Source organism: Streptomyces sp. NPDC096152, from assembly GCF_044763235.1.
Classification (GTDB): domain Bacteria; phylum Actinomycetota; class Actinomycetes; order Streptomycetales; family Streptomycetaceae; genus Streptomyces.
Map to the genome: position 1 here is coordinate 489,621 of NZ_JBIWFW010000001.1, position 17,257 is coordinate 506,877.

A 17,257-nucleotide genomic window follows, 5' to 3' on the forward strand; every position below is an offset into this window, starting at 1 on the left:
GCGGGACGCGGGGTGCGGCGGGGCTCCGTGGATCAGGGACAATGGGCGCCATGAGCGTGCGTACCCAGTCATCCGAGCAGCCGGCCGAGACCGTTCACCGTGCCGGCTTCGCCTGCTTCGTGGGCCGCCCCAACGCGGGCAAGTCCACCCTCACGAACGCTCTGGTCGGGCAGAAGGTGGCGATCACCTCCAACCGGCCCCAGACCACGCGGCACACCGTGCGCGGCATCGTGCACCGCCCGGACGCGCAGCTGATCCTGGTGGACACCCCGGGGCTGCACAAGCCGCGAACCCTGCTCGGCGAGCGCCTGAACGACGTGGTGCGCGCCACCTGGGCGGAGGTCGACGTGATCGGCTTCTGCCTGCCGGCCGACCAGAAGATCGGCCCCGGCGACCGCTTCATCGCCAAGGAGCTGGCGGGGATCAAGAAGACCCCGAAGGTCGCGATCGTGACCAAGACCGACCTGGTGGACCCCAAGGCACTGGCCGAGCAGCTCATCGCGATCGACCAGCTCGGCGAGGAGCTGGGCATCACCTGGGCGGAGATCGTGCCGGTGTCGGCGACCGCCGGCAAGCAGGTGGACCTGCTGGCGGACCTGCTGATCCCGCTGATGCCCGAGGGCCCCGCGCTCTACCCCGAGGGCGACCTGACGGACGAACCCGAGCAGGTCATGGTGGCCGAGCTGATCCGGGAGGCGGCGCTGGAGGGTGTCCGCGACGAGTTGCCGCACTCCATCGCCGTGGTGGTGGAGGAGATGCTGCCGCGCGAGGACCGCCCCGCGGACAAGCCGCTCCTCGACATCCACGCGAACGTGTTCATCGAGCGGCCCAGCCAGAAGGGCATCATCATCGGCCCCAAGGGCAAGCGCCTGAAGGACGTCGGCATCAAGTCCCGCCAGCAGATCGAGGCCCTGCTCGGCACCCCTGTCTTCCTCGACCTGCACGTGAAGGTCGCCAAGGACTGGCAGCGCGACCCGAAGCAGCTGCGCCGGCTGGGGTTCTAGGTTCCGGACCCCCCGGCGCGGACCGGGCCGCCGGACAGCGGCCCGCCGCCGCCCGGCCGTGGTCACCGCTGCGTCCGCAGCACGTCCCGGAACCAGGCGTACGACGCCTTCGGCGTCCTCTCCAGCGTCTCGAAGTCCACGTGCACCAGCCCGAACCGGCGCGCGTACCCCTCCGCCCACTCGAAGTTGTCCAGCAGCGACCACACGAAGTAGCCGCGCACGTCGACGCCCGCCTCGACCGCCCGGTGCAGGGCGCGCAGATGACCGTCGAGGTAGGCGATGCGCTCCTGGTCGTCGAGGCCCTCGTACGAGCATCCGTTCTCGGTGATCATGACGGGTGGGAGGCGGTCGCCGTAGCGGTCGGCGAGGTGGGTGAGCAGCTCCGTGAGCCCCTCCGGGACCACCGGCCAGCCGAAGTCGGTGACCGGCCGGCCCTCGATCCCGCGCAGCGAGAAGGGCAGTTCGGCGGGCAGGGCCACACCGCCGACCTCGGTCTCCGTGCCCCGTGGGGCGCCCACCCTCGCCGGGGCGTAGTAGTTGACGCCGTACCAGTCGATCGGCTCGGCGACGATCTTCAGGTCCGCCTCCACCTCGCCCGGCATCAGCTCCCCGATGCCGTCCGGGTAGCGGCCGAGCAGCAGCGGCTCGCAGAACAGGCGGTTCAACAGCAGGTCGTAGAAGTCCGCCGCCGCCACGTCGGCCGGGTCCGTGGACGCGGGCCAGGTCGGTCCGTGCGAGTTGGCGATGCCGATGTCCGTGGCCCCGGCCGCGCGCAGCGCCCGGACCGCCAGGCCGTGCGCCAGCAACTGGTGGTGGGCGACGGGGAGGGCGTCGAACAGCAGCCGCCTGCCGGGCGCGTGCACGCCCAGGGCGTGGCCCAGCAGGGTGTGCTCGGCCGGCTCGTTGAGCGTGATCCACGTCGGGACGCGGTCGCCGAGGCGCCCGGCGGTCACCGCCACATGGTCGGCGAACCGCGCGGCGGTGTCCCGGTCCAGCCAGTCCAGCTCCGCCGGCAGGTCCCAGTGGAACAGCGTCGGCACCGGGCGCACGCCCACCGCGCACAGCTCGTCCACCAGGCGGTCGTAGAAGTCGAGGCCGCCGGGGGAGCTCACCCGGGGCCAGGAGACCGAGAAGCGGTACGCGTTCACGCCGAGCCCGGCCAGGAGCGCCACGTCCTCGCGGTGGCGGTGGTAGTGGTCGCACGCCACCGCCGCGGTGGAGCCGTCCTTCACCCGTCCCGGCTCGGCCGTGAACGTGTCCCACACGGACGCGCGGCGCTCGTCCGCGGCCCCCTCGATCTGGTGCGCCGAGGTCGACACGCCCCACAGGAAGCCGGCCGGGAACTGCGGTATCGGGTCCGTCGCCATGCGCGGATCATCCGTACCGCCGGTAACGGATGTCAACGCCCGTGCGGGAAACGGAAATTAAGCCCCCGGCGGGCGGGCGCGGGCCCCGGCGCGGCGGGCGGGGGCCGCTCACGCGCCCTCCTTCAGCACGCGTGCGACCAGCTCGCGCTGCTCCCGCGACAGCCGGGGATCGGCGAAGTACACCGTCCTGCCGTCCACGGTCAGCTCGTAGCCGAAGCCGTCCGGCACTCCGGGCGGTGGTGTGCCCTGGCCGTCGGCCAGCGCCTTGTCGGCCAGGGCTCGCCACTCGTCGGCGTCGGGCCGCCCCGAGGTGTCCATCTCGGCGTGGCGCTCGATGCCCGCGAATCCGCCCGTGCGCCTTACTTCGATACGCATGGGTCCCTGTCTAGTACGGAACTACAGCGTGCGCACCCCGACCTGCTCCCAGGCCTTGCGCACCGCCTCCAGTTCCTCGCCCTCGCCGTAGCGCTCCCGCGCCGTGGACAGCGTGAGGGTGGCGAAGTCCGCGAACATCGCGTCCTGCTTGAGCCGGCCGCCGGTCAGCACGTCGTACCAGATCTGCCCGGCCCGCTCCCAGGCGTGGCCGCCGAGCGCGGTCGCCGCGAGGTAGAAGGCGTGGTTGGGGATGCCGGAGTTGATGTGGACGCCGCCGTTGTCCCGTCCGGTGCGGACGAAGTCGTCCATCGTCGCCGGCTGCGGGTCCTTGCCGAGGACGTCGTCGTCGTAGGCCGTGCCCGGCTCCTTCATGGAGCGCAGCGCCTTGCCGGTCACCCGCGGGGCCAGCAGCCCGGCGCCGATCAGCCAGTCGGCCTCGGCGGCGGTCTGGCCGAGCGAGTACTGCTTGATCAGCGAGCCGAAGACGTCGGAGAGCGACTCGTTGAGCGCGCCGGGCTGGCCGAAGTACGTCAGGTTGGCGGTGTACTGGGTGACGCCGTGGGTCAGCTCGTGGCCGATGACGTCGATCGGGAGGGTGAAGTCGAGGAAGATCTCGCCGTCACCGTCGCCGAACACCATCTGCTCGCCGTTCCAGAAGGCGTTGTTGTACCGCTCGTCGTAGTGGACGGTGGCGTTCAGCGGCAGCCCGTTGGCGTCGATCGAGTCGCGCTCGTAGGCCTTCAGGTACAGCTCGAAGGTGGCGCCGAGGCCGTCGTAGGCGCGGTTGACGGTCGAGTCCTGGTTGTCCTGGTCCCCCTCGGAGCGGACCTTCGTGCCGGGCAGGTCGGTGCCGTGCCGGAGGTCGTAGATGGAGCGGTGCGGCTTGCCGGCCTCGGCCGCGGCGGGCGCGGCGACGGTCGGGGCGCCGATGACCGTGGTCAGCCGGCGGTGGGTGCGCTCGTAGGCGTCGCGTTCCAGGGTGCGGCGCGCGGGATCGGCGAGCGCGGGGTCCTCGTGCCGCGCGACGCGGTCGAGGACGTGGGGCGGCACGATCGTGCAGAAGACGGGCTCGAAGCCCCCGTTGTGGGTCATGCCCGGCACCATCGCACTCGGTTATGCCAATGTCACTACCCGCAACCATGATTGGTGAAATATCCGGGCACCGGATGTAACGCTCCGTGGCGAAGTGCTGGGGAGCGGCGGCCGGCGTGATATGGCGCACCAATTGTCCTATTGGTCCCTCTGGTTTCGCATACTGGGACAGGACCGCGCATCCGGCGCGGCTCGGCTAGGCTGCGGAGCATCATGCGTTTCGGGCTGCTTCTTCTTAGCTGCCGCGGCGAGGGCCTGTAGTCGAGGCCGACTCCCTCCCCGCGGAGTGTGGCGTTGCGCCGTCGGCCGTCCTTCCGGACCCGCGGACCCGCGGACTTTTCGAGGAGCCCACGCCCCCATGGCCAACCGCCAGCAGCCCAGTTCCCTGCCGATCCGCAAGTACGGCCGGTACGAGCAGGTCGACATCCCCGACCGCACCTGGCCGAACCAGCGGATCACCACCGCCCCCCGGTGGCTCTCCACCGACCTGCGGGACGGCAACCAGGCCCTGATCGACCCGATGTCCCCGGCCCGCAAGCGCGCCATGTTCGACCTGCTGGTCCGGCTGGGCTACAAGGAGATCGAGATCGGCTTCCCGGCCTCCGGCCAGACCGACTTCGACTTCGTGCGCTCGATCATCGAGGAGGAGGGTGCGATCCCCGACGACGTCACGATCTCCGTGCTGACCCAGGCCCGCGAGGACCTGATCGAGCGGACCGTGGAGTCCCTGAAGGGCGCCCGCCGCGCCAACGTCCACCTCTACAACGCGACCGCCCCGGTCTTCCGCCGGGTCGTCTTCCGCGGCTCCAGGGAGGACATCCGGCAGATCGCCGTCGACGGCACCCGCCTGGTCATGGAGTACTCGGAGAAGCTGCTGGGCCCGGAGACCGAGTTCGGCTACCAGTACAGCCCCGAGATCTTCACCGACACCGAGCTGGACTTCGCCCTGGAGGTCTGCGAGTCGGTCATGGACGTCTGGCAGCCCGGCCCGGACCGCGAGATCATCCTCAACCTGCCCGCCACGGTGGAGCGTTCGACGCCGTCCACGCACGCGGACCGCTTCGAGTGGATGCACCGCAACCTCTCCCGGCGCGAGTTCGTCTGCCTGTCCGCCCACCCGCACAACGACCGCGGCACCGCCGTCGCCGCCGCCGAGCTGGCCGTGATGGCCGGCGCCGACCGCGTCGAGGGCTGCCTGTTCGGCCAGGGCGAGCGCACCGGCAACGTCGACCTGGTCACCCTGGGCATGAACCTGTTCTCGCAGGGCGTCGACCCGCAGGTCGACTTCTCCGACATCGACGAGATCCGCCGTACGTGGGAGTACTGCAACCAGATGGAGGTCCACCCGCGTCACCCGTACGTGGGCGACCTGGTCTACACGTCCTTCTCCGGCTCCCACCAGGACGCCATCAAGAAGGGCTTCGACGCCATGGAGGCCGACGCGAAGGCCAAGGGCGTCACGGTCGACGACATCGAGTGGGCGGTCCCGTACCTGCCGATCGACCCCAAGGACGTCGGCCGCTCCTACGAGGCCGTCATCCGCGTCAACTCGCAGTCCGGCAAGGGCGGCGTCGCGTACGTCCTGAAGAACGACCACAAGCTGGACCTGCCGCGCCGGATGCAGATCGAGTTCTCCAAGATCATCCAGGCCAAGACGGACGCCGAGGGCGGCGAGGTCACGCCGAAGGACATCTGGGCGGCCTTCCAGGACGAGTACCTGCCGAACCCGGAGAACCCCTGGGGCCGCATCCAGGTCAGGACCGGCCAGTCGACCACCGACACCGACGGCGTGGACACCCTCACCGTCGAAGCCACCGTCGACGGCGAGGACACCGTGCTGACCGGCTCCGGCAACGGTCCGATCTCGGCCTTCTTCAGCGCCCTGGAGTCCATCGGCGTCGACGTACGCCTGCTCGACTACCAGGAGCACACAATGAGCGAGGGCGCCTCCGCGCAGGCCGCCTCGTACATCGAGTGCGCCATCGAGGACAAGGTCCTGTGGGGCATCGGCATCGACGCGAACACGACGCGTGCGTCGCTGAAGGCGGTCGTCTCGGCCGTCAACCGCGCGGCCCGCTGACCACTCCCACCGGCGAATTCGGGGCCCCGGCCGCCCACCGCGGCGGCCGGGGCCCCGTCGCATCTCGGCCATGTGCCGGTGGAGGTCACGGAAAGGTCTCGTCCGGGGTACTGACTCCGCCTCACCGATGTGGCTAACATCACGCCTGCGCGGCAATGATGCCGTGGGGTTACGGAGGTGCGACGTGCTGCCTGGACGGGGACGAGACGGCGGTGTGGTCCGGCGCGCGTGCGTGCTGGGCACCCGGACCGCGTGGTCGGCCGTCGGCGACGGCGAGTTCTTCTGCCCCGGCTGCGGCGGCGACCGCAACTACCAGCGCCTGAACGGGCGCCGGCGCTTCACCGTCCTCGGCGTGCCCCTGCTGTCGCGCGGGGTGACCGGGCCGGTCGTCGAGTGCGCCGCCTGCCGCGGCCACTTCGGCACCGACGTCCTCGACCATCCGACCACCATCCGCTTCTCCGCCATGCTCCGCGACGCCGTGCACACCGTCGCCCTGGCGGTGCTGGCCGCCGACGGCACCTGCGCCCGCCCCGCGCTGGAGACCGCAGCGGCCGCGGTCCGCGCGGCCGGCTTCGACGACTGCACCGAGGAACAGCTCGCCGTCCTGGTCGAGGGACTCGCCGCGGACACCGGACGGGTCCACGGGGAGCCGTGCGGCCCGGGTCTGGTCATAGAGCTGCACGAGGCGCTCGACCCGCTGGCCCCGCACCTCGCCCCCGCCGGCCGCGAGTCCATCCTCCTCCAGGCCGCCCGCATCGCCCTGGCCGACGGCCCCTACACCCCGGCCGAACGCGACGCCCTGACCACCGTCGGCGCGGCCCTGACCATCTGCACGGACGACGTCACCCGTCTGATGGCGGCGGCCCGGACGCCGTCGTGACCCGCTCCGCGCAAAACCAAGGGCCGCCGTCCTGCGGCCTCAGAGCAGCCCGGCAGCCGCCAGGTGTTTGCCCACCTGCTCCGTCTCCTCCGGTGACAGCGGGATCTGCGGATCCGCCGTGGCCGGGCAGTCGATGACGCCCCGCAGGTGCAGCGCCGCCTTGAAGGCGCCGAGGGCCGAGGAGCCCGGGCCCATGCGGACGGGGTCGCCGGCGCGGGTCATGCCGAACAGCGCACACAGGCGTTCCTGTTCGGCACGGGCGCCGTCCCAGTCGCCCGCGCGGGCGAGGCGGTAGAGGCGTACGTAGCCGTGCGGGTCGACGTTGGCCAGGCCCGGCACCGCCCCGTCCGCGCCCATCGCGAGGGCGGCGTCCGTGATCAGCTCGGAGCCGGTGAGCACGCTGAAGGCGGCGGTCGCCGGGTCGGTACGGGCGCCCGTGACGACCTCCCGGAAGCCCCCCAGATCGCCGCTGGAGTCCTTCAGCCCCGCCAGGACGCCCTCGGCCGCCAGCTCCAGGACCAGGGCGGCCGGAAGCCGGGCGGGCACCGACACCGGGATGTCGTAGGCGAGGACCGGGACCGGGCTGCCGGCCGCGATCCGGCGGTAGTGGCGGGCGATCTCCGCCGGGTGGGCGGCGCGGGCGTAGAACGGTGCCGTGACGACGACCGCCTGCGCACCCGCCGCAGTGACCGCCGCGACGTGCTCCAGCACCCGCGCGGTGGTCATGTCGATCGCCCCGGCCAGGACGGGCAACTGCCCGCCCATGTGCGCGACGACCGCCTCCACCACCTGCCGCCGCTGCCCGTCCGTCAGGAAGGCCGCCTCGGACGTCGACCCGAGCAGGAACAGCCCGTGCACCCCGCCCTCCACCAGATGGTCGACCAGCCGGAGCAGCGAGGGCACGTCCACCTCGCGGTCGGGGGTCAGGGGCGTGCACACGGGCGGGACGACACCGGTCAGCGGGGTGGGAAGAGTCATGAGGACTTGTATAGCCGCCCCGCCGGGCCGGAACACGTCACAGACGCGCGGTCCCCACCGCCCCGACGAACTCCGCCCATGCCGGACCCGCGACCACCAGCACGGCACCGTCCGGCACCTTGCTGTCCCGGACGGGGACGACTCCGGGGGCTCCGTCGGCGGCCTCCACGCATGACTCGCCGCCGCTGCCGCCGCTGTAGCTGCTCTTGCGCCAGCGGGCGGCGCCGGGGAAGTCGTATGCGGCCTCTACGCAGCTGCCGCCGTTGCCGTCGCTGTGGCTGCTCTTGCGCCAGCGGGCGTTGCTCAGGTCGTACTCGCGCATCGTCCGAAGTCCTCCGCCGCCGATTCGATCAGGGCCAGGGACGCCTCAGGCGACAGCGCGGCGGCCCTGATCTGATCGTATGCCGCGCGGGAACGCTTGACCACGGCCGGATCGTCCAGCAGATTCCCCGAATACACAGCTTCTGTATAGGCGGTTGGCGGGGCTTCGTCGAACTCCATGAGCACCAGCATCCCGTTCATGAGGGCGTACGCCGCCGCCGTGTAAGGCAGCACCTGCACCCGCACCGTCCGCTCCCGTGCAAGCCGCGCGATGTGGCCCAGTTGCTCCGCCATGGCCCCCGGCCCGCCGACCGGAATGCGCAGTGCGTTCTCGTGCAGGACCACCCAGTACAGGGGACGAGTGGCGTCCTTGAGGATGCGGGCGCGTTCCAGACGGCCGGACACCTTCTCCTCGATGTACGCGTCCGCCGCGAAGGGGTTCATCGCCACCGTGACCGCCCAGGCGTACGCCCTCGTCTGCAACAGCCCCGGCACCAGAGCGGGCGCGAACTCGCAGATCTCCGTCGCCAGCGTTTCCAGCTCCGCCGCTCTCGCGAAGTAATCCGCGTACCGCGGATCGTCAATCAGCTTCCTGCACAACCGCTCGAAAATACCGTCGGTTTGCAGTACCTCGTCGATTCGCCGGGCCACGTCCAACTGGGGTTTCCGGATGGCCTGTTCGAACTGGCCGATATAGCCGCCGGAGACGAAGACCCGGGCCCCCAACTCGACCTGGGTCAGCCCGGCGTCCTCCCGTCGCCGCTTGAGTTCCGCGCCGAAGAACTCCCACGCCGCCTGACGTGAACCGTTGGCCATGGCCAACCCCCTTGCGCTGCCTCGCTCTTGTAGGGCCTGCACCCCTTTCCGAGCGTAGACGCGGAAAGTCACCCTGGAGACACGAAGCGTGAAACAGGAAAGGGAGCGAACAGTGGCAGTAAGGAACCCGGTCCACTCGGCGGTCTGCGTGCGGGAGGCGGAGGAAACCCTCACCGAATTGCGGACCGCACTCGAAAAGGCCGGAATCACCCTGCCCTCCCTGGGGCTGGACCCGGCCGGGCTCGCCCGTGAGGCGCCCTGCCCGCTGGTCGAGTTGGGGCGCTGCTCGGTGGAGACGGCCGCCCGGCTCGTCGCGGTGCTGCGGTGAGCCCGGTCCGTCCGCCGGTCGGCTCGTACGCCATGGACACCGGCACGGGCCGGGTCGGTGTCGTCATGGGCCACGAGGGGCCGTACGTGCAGCTGCGCCCCCTCGGCGGCGGCCGGGAGTGGGACTGCGCGCCGGAGCTGGTGCGGGCCGCGACCCCTGCCGAGCGGCTCAGCGCGGCCACGGCCTACACCAACGCCCGCAGCCGCGGCGAGGTGCCGTGAGCCGAGTGTCCTCCCCGGCCGGGAGGCTCCTGCCGTAGGGTGCGGGCGCATGGGTTCGTGGAACGTGTCGACCTTGCTGAACATGTCGCGGCTGTCGAGGTGGAGGAGGCCGCGGGCCAGTCGCCGCTACCCGGTCCCGCTCACCCGGCACCAGCTGTGGATGGTCTCGTTGAGCGCGCCGGTGAGCCGTGGCCCGGAGGCCTCGCGGACCACGCTCTACCCGCTGCGGCGGATCGACGACGACAGTTCCCGGCGGTGGCTGGCCGACCAGTGGGAGATCACCACCCACCGGGAGCTGGCCGACCGGCTCGACTGGCTGGCGGGCGCCGGCTACCGCGCGCGGGCGCACCGGCTGCTCGGCGTCGCGCCGCTGGCCTGGGACGCCGCCCTGTACGCCGACATCTCCCGCCGGGGGTTCGCCGCCGGGCTGATCACCGAGGCCGACGCGTGGACGGCGCTCAAGAACATCGTGCCGTCGGTCGCGGGGACGTACGGTTCCTGGCGGGAGTACGCCGACCACTATCTGCTGGGGCGGAAGGTGTGGCGGGACGACCTCAGGGGCCGTAGCGGCGCCGTCGGCGCCTCCGACGGCGCCGGTCTCCCCGCCTCGCAGGCCGTCGCGGACGCCCATCTGCGCTCCCTGCTGGACCCGGGGAACCGGGCCAGCCCGTGGAACCTCGCGCCCTGGGACGTCATACGTCACCCCGACCGCCCACGCTGACCCCGTACGCGACACCACGCCGACCCCGTACGCGACAATGGGGCCATGAGTCTGTTCCGCGACGACGGCATCGTGCTGCGCACCCAGAAGCTCGGCGAGGCGGACCGGATCATCACGCTGCTCACGCGCGGGCACGGACGGGTGCGGGCGGTGGCGCGCGGGGTGCGGCGGACCAAGTCCAAGTTCGGCGCCCGGCTGGAGCCGTTCTCCCACGTCGACGTGCAGTTCTTCGCGCGGGGGAGCGAGCTGGTGGGCCGCGGGCTGCCGCTGTGCACGCAGAGCGAGACCATCGCCCCCTACGGCGGCGGGATCGTGGCGGACTACGCCCGCTACACCGCCGGTACGGCCATGCTGGAGACCGCCGAGCGGTTCACCGACCACGAGGGCGAGCCGGCCGTGCAGCAGTACCTGCTGCTCGTCGGCGCGCTGCGCACCCTCGCCCGCGGCGAGCACGCCCCGCACCTGGTGCTCGACGCCTTCCTGCTCCGCTCGCTGGCCGTCAACGGCTACGCCCCGAGCTTCGGGGACTGCGCCAAGTGCGGAATGCCCGGTCCGAACCGGTTCTTCTCGGTGGCGTCGGGCGGCTCGCTCTGCGTCGACTGCAGGGTGCCCGGCAGCGTCGTACCCTCACCGCAGACCCTGGAACTGCTGGGCGCGCTGCTCACGGGAGACTGGGAGACCGCGGACGCCTGCGAGGCGCGGCACGTCCGGGAGGGCAGCGGGCTGGTGTCCGCCTATCTGCACTGGCACCTGGAGCGCGGGCTGCGCTCCCTGCGCTACGTGGAGAAGTCCTGAACAGCACGACGTCCTGAGACGAAGGAGACGAGAGACACATGGTGGTAAGCGGGTTCCTGGGACGCCGGCGCCGCGAGTACAAGGCGCCGGAGCCGCACCCGTCCGGTGCCCGCCCGCCGAAGCTGCCCGGCGAGCTGGTCCCCGAGCACGTGGCGATCGTCATGGACGGCAACGGCCGCTGGGCCAAGGAGCGCGGCCTGCCCCGCACCGAGGGCCACAAGGTGGGCGCCGAGCGCGTGCTGGACGTGCTCCAGGGCGCGGTCGAGATCGGCGTCCGCAACATCTCCCTGTACGCCTTCTCCACGGAGAACTGGAAGCGCTCGCCCGAAGAGGTCCGCTTCCTGATGAACTTCAACCGCGACTTCATCCGCAAGACCCGCGACCAGCTCGACGAACTGGGCATCCGGGTGCGCTGGGTGGGCCGTATGCCCAAGCTGTGGAAGTCGGTCGCCAAGGAGCTCCAGACCGCCCAGGAGCAGACCAAGGACAACGACCGGCTCACCCTGTACTTCTGCATGAACTACGGCGGCCGGGCCGAGATCGCCGACGCCGCCCAGGCGCTCGCCGAGGACGTGAAGGCGGGCCGTCTCGACCCGTCGAAGGTCAACGAGAAGACCCTCGCGAAGTACCTGTACTACCCGGACATGCCGGACGTGGACCTGTTCCTGCGCCCGAGCGGCGAGCAGCGCACCTCCAACTACCTGCTCTGGCAGAGCGCCTACGCCGAGATGGTCTTCCAGGACGTGCTGTGGCCGGACTTCGACCGGCGCGACCTGTGGCGGGCGTGCCTCGAGTTCGCCTCCCGCGACCGGCGCTTCGGCGGCGCGATCCCGAACGAGGAACTGCTGGCCATGGAGGGCCGCAGCGAAGACAGTTGATCACTGCCGCTACGATCCCGCCTCATGGTCATGGACATGGGGCGGGATGCCGTGCAGGACGGGGTCGAGCTGGAGTACCGGCCGACGGTGAAGGACTTCACGGCCGCGCTGCGCCAGCGCAGCCGGATCGGGCGGGCGGCGCGGAGACAGAAACTACTGGTCGTCCTGGCGGCCGTCGTCTTCGCCCTCGAGGCCGCCCAGGCGCTGACCGGCGGGGGCGTCCACTGGTTTCCGCTGATCTGGGCCCCGTGCTTCGCACTGCTGCTGGTCGCCGCGCCGTGGCTGCAGGCCCGCCAGTTCCTGAAGCTCGCCGCACGCAACGGCGCGTACCGCGTCACCGTGTCGGACGCGGGCGTGACGGTGGCCACCGACCACAGCTCCTCGTCGGTCGGCTGGGCCGCCCAGCCCCGCTACCGGGAGACCCCGGAGATCTTCGTGACCTTCAGCGACGACAAGAACGCCAGCTGCTTCACGGTCCTGCCCAAGCGGGGCCTCGCGAACCCCGCCGACGTCGACCGGCTGCGGGAGATCCTGGACCGCCACCTGACCCGGGCGTGAGGCGCCGGGTTCAGGTGCCGGACGCCGCGCACTCCGCGCAGGTGCCGAAGATCTCCACGGTGTGGGCGACGTTGACGTAGCCGTGCTCCGCGGCGATCGCCTCGGCCCACTTCTCCACGGCCGGCCCCTCCACCTCGACGGCCTTGCCGCAGACGCGGCAGACGAGGTGGTGGTGGTGCTCGCCCGTCGAGCAGCGGCGGTAGACCGACTCGCCCTCGGAGGTGCGCAGCACGTCGACCTCGCCGGCCTCGGCGAGGGACTGCAGGGTGCGGTAGACGGTGGTGAGCCCGACCGAGTCGCCCTTGTGCTTGAGCATGTCGTGGAGGTCCTGCGCGCTGCGGAACTCGTCGACCTCGTCGAGGGCCGCCGCGACAGCGGCACGCTGCCGGGTGGCGCGGCCCTTCACGGGCGGTCCTGCGGTCGTCACCGGGTGCCTCCTTCTCGATGGCCCGTTCGCCTGCGGGGTGCGCCTCGCGCCGGCGCGCCCCGTCGGCTCCCGCACGGCCACGTGTGCGCCTGCCGGGCCATTGTGCCAGCCCGCACCGCGCGCGGTCAGACGCCGACCTCGTCCGCGGCGCCCCGGGTGGCCGGAATCGCGCACTCCGCCGGATCCCCGGCGGGCCGCCCGTCGCCGAGCCCCCGCGCGCGCCGCCGGGCCAGCGGTGCGGCCAGCGCCGTCAGCGCGACGAAGGCCGCGATGGTCAGCAGCACGATCGTCGCGCCGGGCGGGACGTCCTGGTAGAAGGAGGTGACCGTGCCGCCGATCGCGACGACGACGCCGATGCCGACGGAGATGGCGAAGGTGGCCGCGAAGCCGCGGCTGAGCTGCTGGGCGGCGGCCACCGGGACGACCATCAGCGCCGACACCAGCAGCAGTCCGACCACCCGCATCGCCACCGACACCGTGACCGCCGCCGTGACGGCCGTGAGCAGGTTCAGGGCGCGCACCGGCAGGCCGGTCACCCGCGCGAACTCCTCGTCCTGGCTGACCGCGAAGAGCTGGCGGCGCAGGCCCACGGTGACCACCACGACGAAGGCGGCGAGCAGGCAGATCGCCTTCACGTCGGACCGCGAGACCGTCGACAGCGAGCCGAAGAGGGACGACATCAGGTTCGCGTTGGAGCCGCCCGGGGCGAGGTTGACGAGCAGCACGCCGCCGGCCATGCCGCCGTAGAAGAGCATCGCCAGGGCGATGTCGCCGCGGGTCCTGCCGTACCAGCGGATCAGCTCCATCAGCACCGCGCCGAGCACCGAGACGGCCGTCGCCATCCACACCGGGGAGGCGGACAGCAGGAAGCCGAGGCCGACGCCGGTCATCGCCACATGGCCGATGCCGTCGCCCATCAGGGCCTGGCGGCGCTGCACGAGGTAGATGCCGATTGCGGGGGCGGTGATGCCGACCAGGACGGCGGCGAGCAGCGCCCGCTGCATGAAGTCGTAGTTCAGGAGGTCCATCAGCTCAGCAGTCCCGTCCGGATCGGATCGGCGCCCGGGGCGTCGTGCGGGTGTACGTGGTCGTGGCCGGGCAGGGCGTGCTGGCCGACCGCCTTCGGCGGCGGCCCGTCGTGCAGGACGCAGCCGTCGCGCAGGACGACGGCCCGGTCGATCAGGGGCTCCAGGGGACCCAGCTCGTGCAGGACGAGCAGCACCGTCGCCCCCGCCGCGACCTGCTCCCGCAGGGTGCGCGCGAGCACCTCCTGGCTGGCCAGGTCGACGCCGGCCATCGGCTCGTCCATGATCAGCAGTTCGGGTTCGGCGGCCAGCGCGCGGGCGATCAGCACCCGCTGGTGCTGGCCCCCGGAGAGGGCGTGCACCGAGTCCCTGGCGCGGTCCGCCATGCCGACCTGCTCCAGGGCACGCCGTACGGCCGTGTGGTCGGCCTTGCGGAAGACGCCGAAGCGGGTGCGGGAGAGCCGCCCCGAGGAGACGACCTCGGTGACGGTGGACGGCACCCCGCCCGCGGCGCTGGTGCGCTGCGGGACGTACCCCACGCACGCCCAGTCGCGGAAGCGGCGCAGCGAGGTGCCGAACAGCTCGATCTCGCCCGCGCCGACCGGCACCTGGCCGATGGCGCTGCGCACGGCCGTCGACTTGCCGGAGCCGTTCGCGCCGAGCAGCGCGACGACCTCGCCGCGGCGCACGGTGAGGTCGATGCCGCGCAGCACGGGGCGCGACCCCAGTTCGGCGCGGACGCCGCGCAGCGCTACGACGGGCTCGTCCACGGCGTTCGTGACGTCCATGACGTCCTCCCTCACGGTCACTTGGTGCCCAGGGCCTTGCGCAGGGCCTGGAGGTTGGCGTCCATGACCTGGATGTAGTCACGGCCGCGGGACTTGCCGGTGATGCCTTCGACCGGGTCGAGGACGTCCGTCCGCAGCCGCGCGTCCCGGGCGACGGTCCGGGCGGTGCCGTCGTTGACGAGCGTCTCGTAGAAGACCGTGGTGACCCCGTCGGCCTTCGCGATCCGCTCCAGGTCCTTGACCCGCGCCGCGCTGGGCTCCGACTCGGGGTCGAGGCCGCTGACGGCCTCCTCGGTCAGGCCGTAGCGCTCGGCGAGGTAGCCGAAGGCGGCGTGGGTGGTGAGGAAGACCCTGGTCCTGGTGTTCCTGAGCCCGGTGGCGTACCGGGTGTCGAGTGCCTTCAGCCTCTTCACCAGGGCGGCGGTGTTCTCGCGGTAGTCGGCCGCGTGGTCCGGGTCGGCCTTCTCGAAGGCGCTGCCCACGCCCTCGGCGATGCGCGCGTAGCGCACCGGGTCGAGCCAGACGTGCGGGTCCTTGGCGCCGGACTCCTCGCCGCCGTGCGTGTCGTGGGCCCCGGCGTGGCCGCCGACCTCGGTGCCGTGCTCCTCCAGCGTGGTCAGCGAGGTGGCGTCGATCTTCGTTCCGATCTCCGACTGCGCGACGGCGTCGTCGACGGACGGCTGAAGCCCCTTGAGGTAGAGCACCGCGTCGGAGTCCTGGAGCTGAGCGGTCTGCCGGGCGCTGATGTCCAGGTCGTGCGGCTCCTGGCCGGGCTGGGTGAGCGTGGTGACGTGCGCGTGGCGCCCGCCGATCTGCTCGGCGAGGAAGGCCATCGGATAGAACGACGCGACGACGTCGAACTTGCCGGTGCCGCCCGCGGCGCCCGCGGTCGAGCAGGCGGAGAGGGCTCCGAGGCCGAGGGCGGTGGCCGCCGCGGCCGCGGTCCCGGATATGAGGCGTCGTCGTACGTTCATGACAGTCATTTTCATCAAACATGGAAACCGTTGTCAACAAGCCGGGTCGGAGCCCCGCCGGAGGCCCGCATTCCGCCCGCACCCGGCACCGATTTGATTGAGGGGGAGCCCCCGCCGGTACGCTGAAGCATTCGCTCTGAAGCGTCTCGCTTCGTCGCCCGTCGTCGTAATGAAGAGAGCACCGTGGCCGCCGACAAGATCGACACCATCGTCAGCCTGAGCAAGCGCCGTGGCTTCGTATTCCCCTGCAGTGAGATCTACGGCGGCCAGCGCGCCGCGTGGGACTACGGGCCCCTGGGTGTCGAGCTCAAGGAGAACCTCAAGCGCCAGTGGTGGCGCTACATGGTGACGTCGCGCGAGGACGTGGTCGGTATCGACTCGTCCGTGATCCTTGCCTCCGAGGTCTGGGTCGCCTCCGGTCACGTCGCCACCTTCACGGACCCGCTCACCGAGTGCACCGCGTGTCACAAGCGGTTCCGCGCGGACCACCTGGAGGAGGCCTACGAGGCCAAGCACGGCCGCGTCCCGGAGAACGGCCTCGCGGACGTCAACTGCCCCAACTGCGGCAACAAGGGCCAGTTCACCGAGCCCAAGCAGTTCTCGGGCCTGCTGTCCACCCACCTCGGCCCGACCCAGGACTCCGGCTCCGTCGCCTACCTGCGCCCCGAGACCGCCCAGGGCATCTTCACCAACTTCGCCCAGGTGCAGACCACCTCGCGCCGCAAGCCGCCGTTCGGCATCGCGCAGATGGGCAAGTCCTTCCGCAACGAGATCACGCCCGGCAACTTCATCTTCCGCACCCGCGAGTTCGAGCAGATGGAGATGGAGTTCTTCGTCAAGCCGGGCGAGGACGAGAAGTGGCAGGAGTACTGGATGGAGCAGCGCTGGAACTGGTACACCGGCCTGGGCCTCCGTGAGGAGAACATGCGCTGGTACGAGCACCCGAAGGAGAAGCTCTCCCACTACTCCAAGCGCACCGCCGACATCGAGTACCGCTTCCAGTTCGGCGGCAACGAGTGGGGCGAGCTGGAGGGTGTGGCCAACCGCACCGACTACGACCTCGGCGCGCACGCCAAGGCCTCCGGCCAGGACCTCTCCTACTTCGACCAGGAGGCCGGCGAGCGCTGGACGCCGTACGTCATCGAGCCCGCCGCCGGTGTCGGCCGCGCGATGCTCGCCTTCCTGCTCGACGCCCATGTCGAGGACGAGGCGCCCAACGCCAAGGGCAAGATGGAGAAGCGCACCGTGCTGCGCCTGGACCACCGCCTGGCCCCGGTGAAGGTCGCGGTGCTGCCGCTGTCCCGCAACCCGGAGCTGTCCCCGAAGGCCAAGGGCCTCGCCCAGGCCCTGCGCCAGAACTGGAACATCGAGTTCGACGACGCCGGCGCCATCGGCCGCCGCTACCGCCGCCAGGACGAGATCGGCACGCCGTTCTGCGTGACCGTCGACTTCGACACCCTCGAGGACAACGCGGTCACCGTCCGCGAGCGTGACTCGATGAAGCAGGAGCGCGTGTCGCTGGACCAGATCGAGGGCTACCTCGCGAGCCGCCTGCTCGGCTGCTGAGGCCGCCCGCCGCTCGTCCCGCCGGTGCCGGGTCCCTTCCGGGGGGCCCGGCACTCGCGCGTC

At 71.5% G+C, this 17,257-nt stretch carries 20 protein-coding genes; 10 read left to right on the forward strand and 10 right to left on the reverse strand.

Going from position 1 to position 17,257, the window contains the following annotated elements; genetic code table 11:
• The first annotated feature begins 50 nt into the window (after positions 1 to 50).
• Positions 51 to 1,004, forward strand: coding sequence for a GTPase Era (gene era, locus ACIQ9G_RS02140; RefSeq protein ID WP_403604915.1), 954 nt, complete (start codon positions 51 to 53; stop codon positions 1,002 to 1,004).
• A gap of 62 nt (positions 1,005 to 1,066) precedes the next feature.
• On the opposite strand, the gene ACIQ9G_RS02145 is transcribed toward era, so the two are convergent.
• The 3 genes from ACIQ9G_RS02145 to ACIQ9G_RS02155 form a co-directional block, all read right to left on the reverse strand.
• Positions 1,067 to 2,371 (reverse strand): GH1 family beta-glucosidase, encoded by a 1,305-nt coding sequence (locus ACIQ9G_RS02145; RefSeq protein ID WP_403604918.1) that lies wholly within the window; start codon positions 2,369 to 2,371, stop codon positions 1,067 to 1,069.
• Positions 2,372 to 2,479: 108 nt separating this feature from the next.
• The gene (locus tag ACIQ9G_RS02150; protein ID WP_403604921.1) at positions 2,480 to 2,746 is read right to left on the reverse strand and encodes a protealysin inhibitor emfourin; all 267 of its coding nucleotides are present in this window, start codon (positions 2,744 to 2,746) and stop codon (positions 2,480 to 2,482) included.
• A gap of 21 nt (positions 2,747 to 2,767) precedes the next feature.
• A complete protein-coding gene (locus ACIQ9G_RS02155; RefSeq protein ID WP_403604924.1) occupies positions 2,768 to 3,838 on the reverse strand; it encodes a M4 family metallopeptidase in 1,071 nt (356 codons plus the stop codon).
• Positions 3,839 to 4,196: 358 nt separating this feature from the next.
• Between ACIQ9G_RS02155 and leuA the strand changes: the two genes are divergently transcribed.
• The gene (gene leuA, locus ACIQ9G_RS02160) at positions 4,197 to 5,918 is read left to right on the forward strand and encodes a 2-isopropylmalate synthase (protein WP_403604927.1); all 1,722 of its coding nucleotides are present in this window, start codon (positions 4,197 to 4,199) and stop codon (positions 5,916 to 5,918) included.
• 184 nt (positions 5,919 to 6,102) lie between these two features.
• Positions 6,103 to 6,798: a TerB family tellurite resistance protein gene (locus tag ACIQ9G_RS02165; protein WP_403604930.1), complete on the forward strand. Its 696-nt coding sequence runs from the start codon at positions 6,103 to 6,105 to the stop codon at positions 6,796 to 6,798.
• A gap of 39 nt (positions 6,799 to 6,837) precedes the next feature.
• Here ACIQ9G_RS02165 and ACIQ9G_RS02170 read toward each other — a convergent pair whose 3' ends face one another.
• Genes ACIQ9G_RS02170 through ACIQ9G_RS02180 form a run of 3 tightly spaced genes read right to left on the reverse strand, consistent with a single transcriptional unit; the run spans position 6,838 to position 8,913 of the window.
• Positions 6,838 to 7,776, reverse strand: coding sequence for a dihydrodipicolinate synthase family protein (locus ACIQ9G_RS02170; protein ID WP_403604933.1), 939 nt, complete (start codon positions 7,774 to 7,776; stop codon positions 6,838 to 6,840).
• A gap of 37 nt (positions 7,777 to 7,813) precedes the next feature.
• Entirely contained in the window at positions 7,814 to 8,098 is a 285-nt protein-coding gene (locus tag ACIQ9G_RS02175) for a DUF397 domain-containing protein (protein ID WP_403604936.1), read from the reverse strand.
• The gene (locus ACIQ9G_RS02180; protein WP_403604939.1) at positions 8,080 to 8,913 is read right to left on the reverse strand and encodes a Scr1 family TA system antitoxin-like transcriptional regulator; all 834 of its coding nucleotides are present in this window, start codon (positions 8,911 to 8,913) and stop codon (positions 8,080 to 8,082) included. Before ACIQ9G_RS02180 ends, ACIQ9G_RS02175 begins: the two co-directional genes overlap by 19 nt.
• Before the next feature lie 112 nt (positions 8,914 to 9,025).
• On the opposite strand from ACIQ9G_RS02180, the gene ACIQ9G_RS02185 reads away from it, so the two are divergent.
• The 6 genes from ACIQ9G_RS02185 to ACIQ9G_RS02210 are packed head-to-tail and all read left to right on the forward strand — an operon-like array spanning position 9,026 to position 12,414.
• Positions 9,026 to 9,241, forward strand: a complete 216-nt coding sequence (locus ACIQ9G_RS02185; RefSeq protein ID WP_403604942.1) for a hypothetical protein — start codon at positions 9,026 to 9,028, stop codon at positions 9,239 to 9,241.
• Positions 9,242 to 9,273: 32 nt separating this feature from the next.
• Positions 9,274 to 9,462: a hypothetical protein gene (locus tag ACIQ9G_RS02190; RefSeq protein ID WP_402426959.1), complete on the forward strand. Its 189-nt coding sequence runs from the start codon at positions 9,274 to 9,276 to the stop codon at positions 9,460 to 9,462.
• Between the two features lie 49 nt (positions 9,463 to 9,511).
• On the forward strand, positions 9,512 to 10,183 hold the full coding sequence (locus ACIQ9G_RS02195) for a DUF1266 domain-containing protein (protein WP_403604945.1): 672 nt from the start codon (positions 9,512 to 9,514) through the stop codon (positions 10,181 to 10,183).
• A 45-nt stretch (positions 10,184 to 10,228) separates the two neighbouring features.
• Positions 10,229 to 10,978 (forward strand): DNA repair protein RecO, encoded by a 750-nt coding sequence (recO, locus tag ACIQ9G_RS02200; protein ID WP_356180969.1) that lies wholly within the window; start codon positions 10,229 to 10,231, stop codon positions 10,976 to 10,978.
• A 38-nt stretch (positions 10,979 to 11,016) separates the two neighbouring features.
• On the forward strand, positions 11,017 to 11,856 hold the full coding sequence (locus ACIQ9G_RS02205; protein WP_356180972.1) for an isoprenyl transferase: 840 nt from the start codon (positions 11,017 to 11,019) through the stop codon (positions 11,854 to 11,856).
• A 24-nt stretch (positions 11,857 to 11,880) separates the two neighbouring features.
• The gene (locus tag ACIQ9G_RS02210; protein WP_403604949.1) at positions 11,881 to 12,414 is read left to right on the forward strand and encodes a YcxB family protein; all 534 of its coding nucleotides are present in this window, start codon (positions 11,881 to 11,883) and stop codon (positions 12,412 to 12,414) included.
• A gap of 10 nt (positions 12,415 to 12,424) precedes the next feature.
• Here the strand turns inward: ACIQ9G_RS02210 and ACIQ9G_RS02215 are convergent, their stop codons facing one another.
• The 4 genes from ACIQ9G_RS02215 to ACIQ9G_RS02230 form a co-directional block, all read right to left on the reverse strand.
• On the reverse strand, positions 12,425 to 12,841 hold the full coding sequence (locus ACIQ9G_RS02215) for a Fur family transcriptional regulator (RefSeq protein ID WP_402426985.1): 417 nt from the start codon (positions 12,839 to 12,841) through the stop codon (positions 12,425 to 12,427).
• A gap of 125 nt (positions 12,842 to 12,966) precedes the next feature.
• The gene (locus tag ACIQ9G_RS02220) at positions 12,967 to 13,869 is read right to left on the reverse strand and encodes a metal ABC transporter permease (protein ID WP_403604952.1); all 903 of its coding nucleotides are present in this window, start codon (positions 13,867 to 13,869) and stop codon (positions 12,967 to 12,969) included.
• On the reverse strand, positions 13,869 to 14,654 hold the full coding sequence (locus ACIQ9G_RS02225) for a metal ABC transporter ATP-binding protein (protein ID WP_403604955.1): 786 nt from the start codon (positions 14,652 to 14,654) through the stop codon (positions 13,869 to 13,871). Before ACIQ9G_RS02225 ends, ACIQ9G_RS02220 begins: the two co-directional genes overlap by 1 nt.
• A gap of 17 nt (positions 14,655 to 14,671) precedes the next feature.
• Positions 14,672 to 15,628, reverse strand: a complete 957-nt coding sequence (locus tag ACIQ9G_RS02230; RefSeq protein ID WP_403604958.1) for a metal ABC transporter substrate-binding protein — start codon at positions 15,626 to 15,628, stop codon at positions 14,672 to 14,674.
• Positions 15,629 to 15,811: 183 nt separating this feature from the next.
• On the opposite strand from ACIQ9G_RS02230, the gene ACIQ9G_RS02235 reads away from it, so the two are divergent.
• Complete coding sequence (locus ACIQ9G_RS02235) at positions 15,812 to 17,194, forward strand: glycine--tRNA ligase (protein WP_403604961.1); 1,383 nt, start codon at positions 15,812 to 15,814, stop codon at positions 17,192 to 17,194.
• Positions 17,195 to 17,257: the final 63 nt, after the last annotated feature.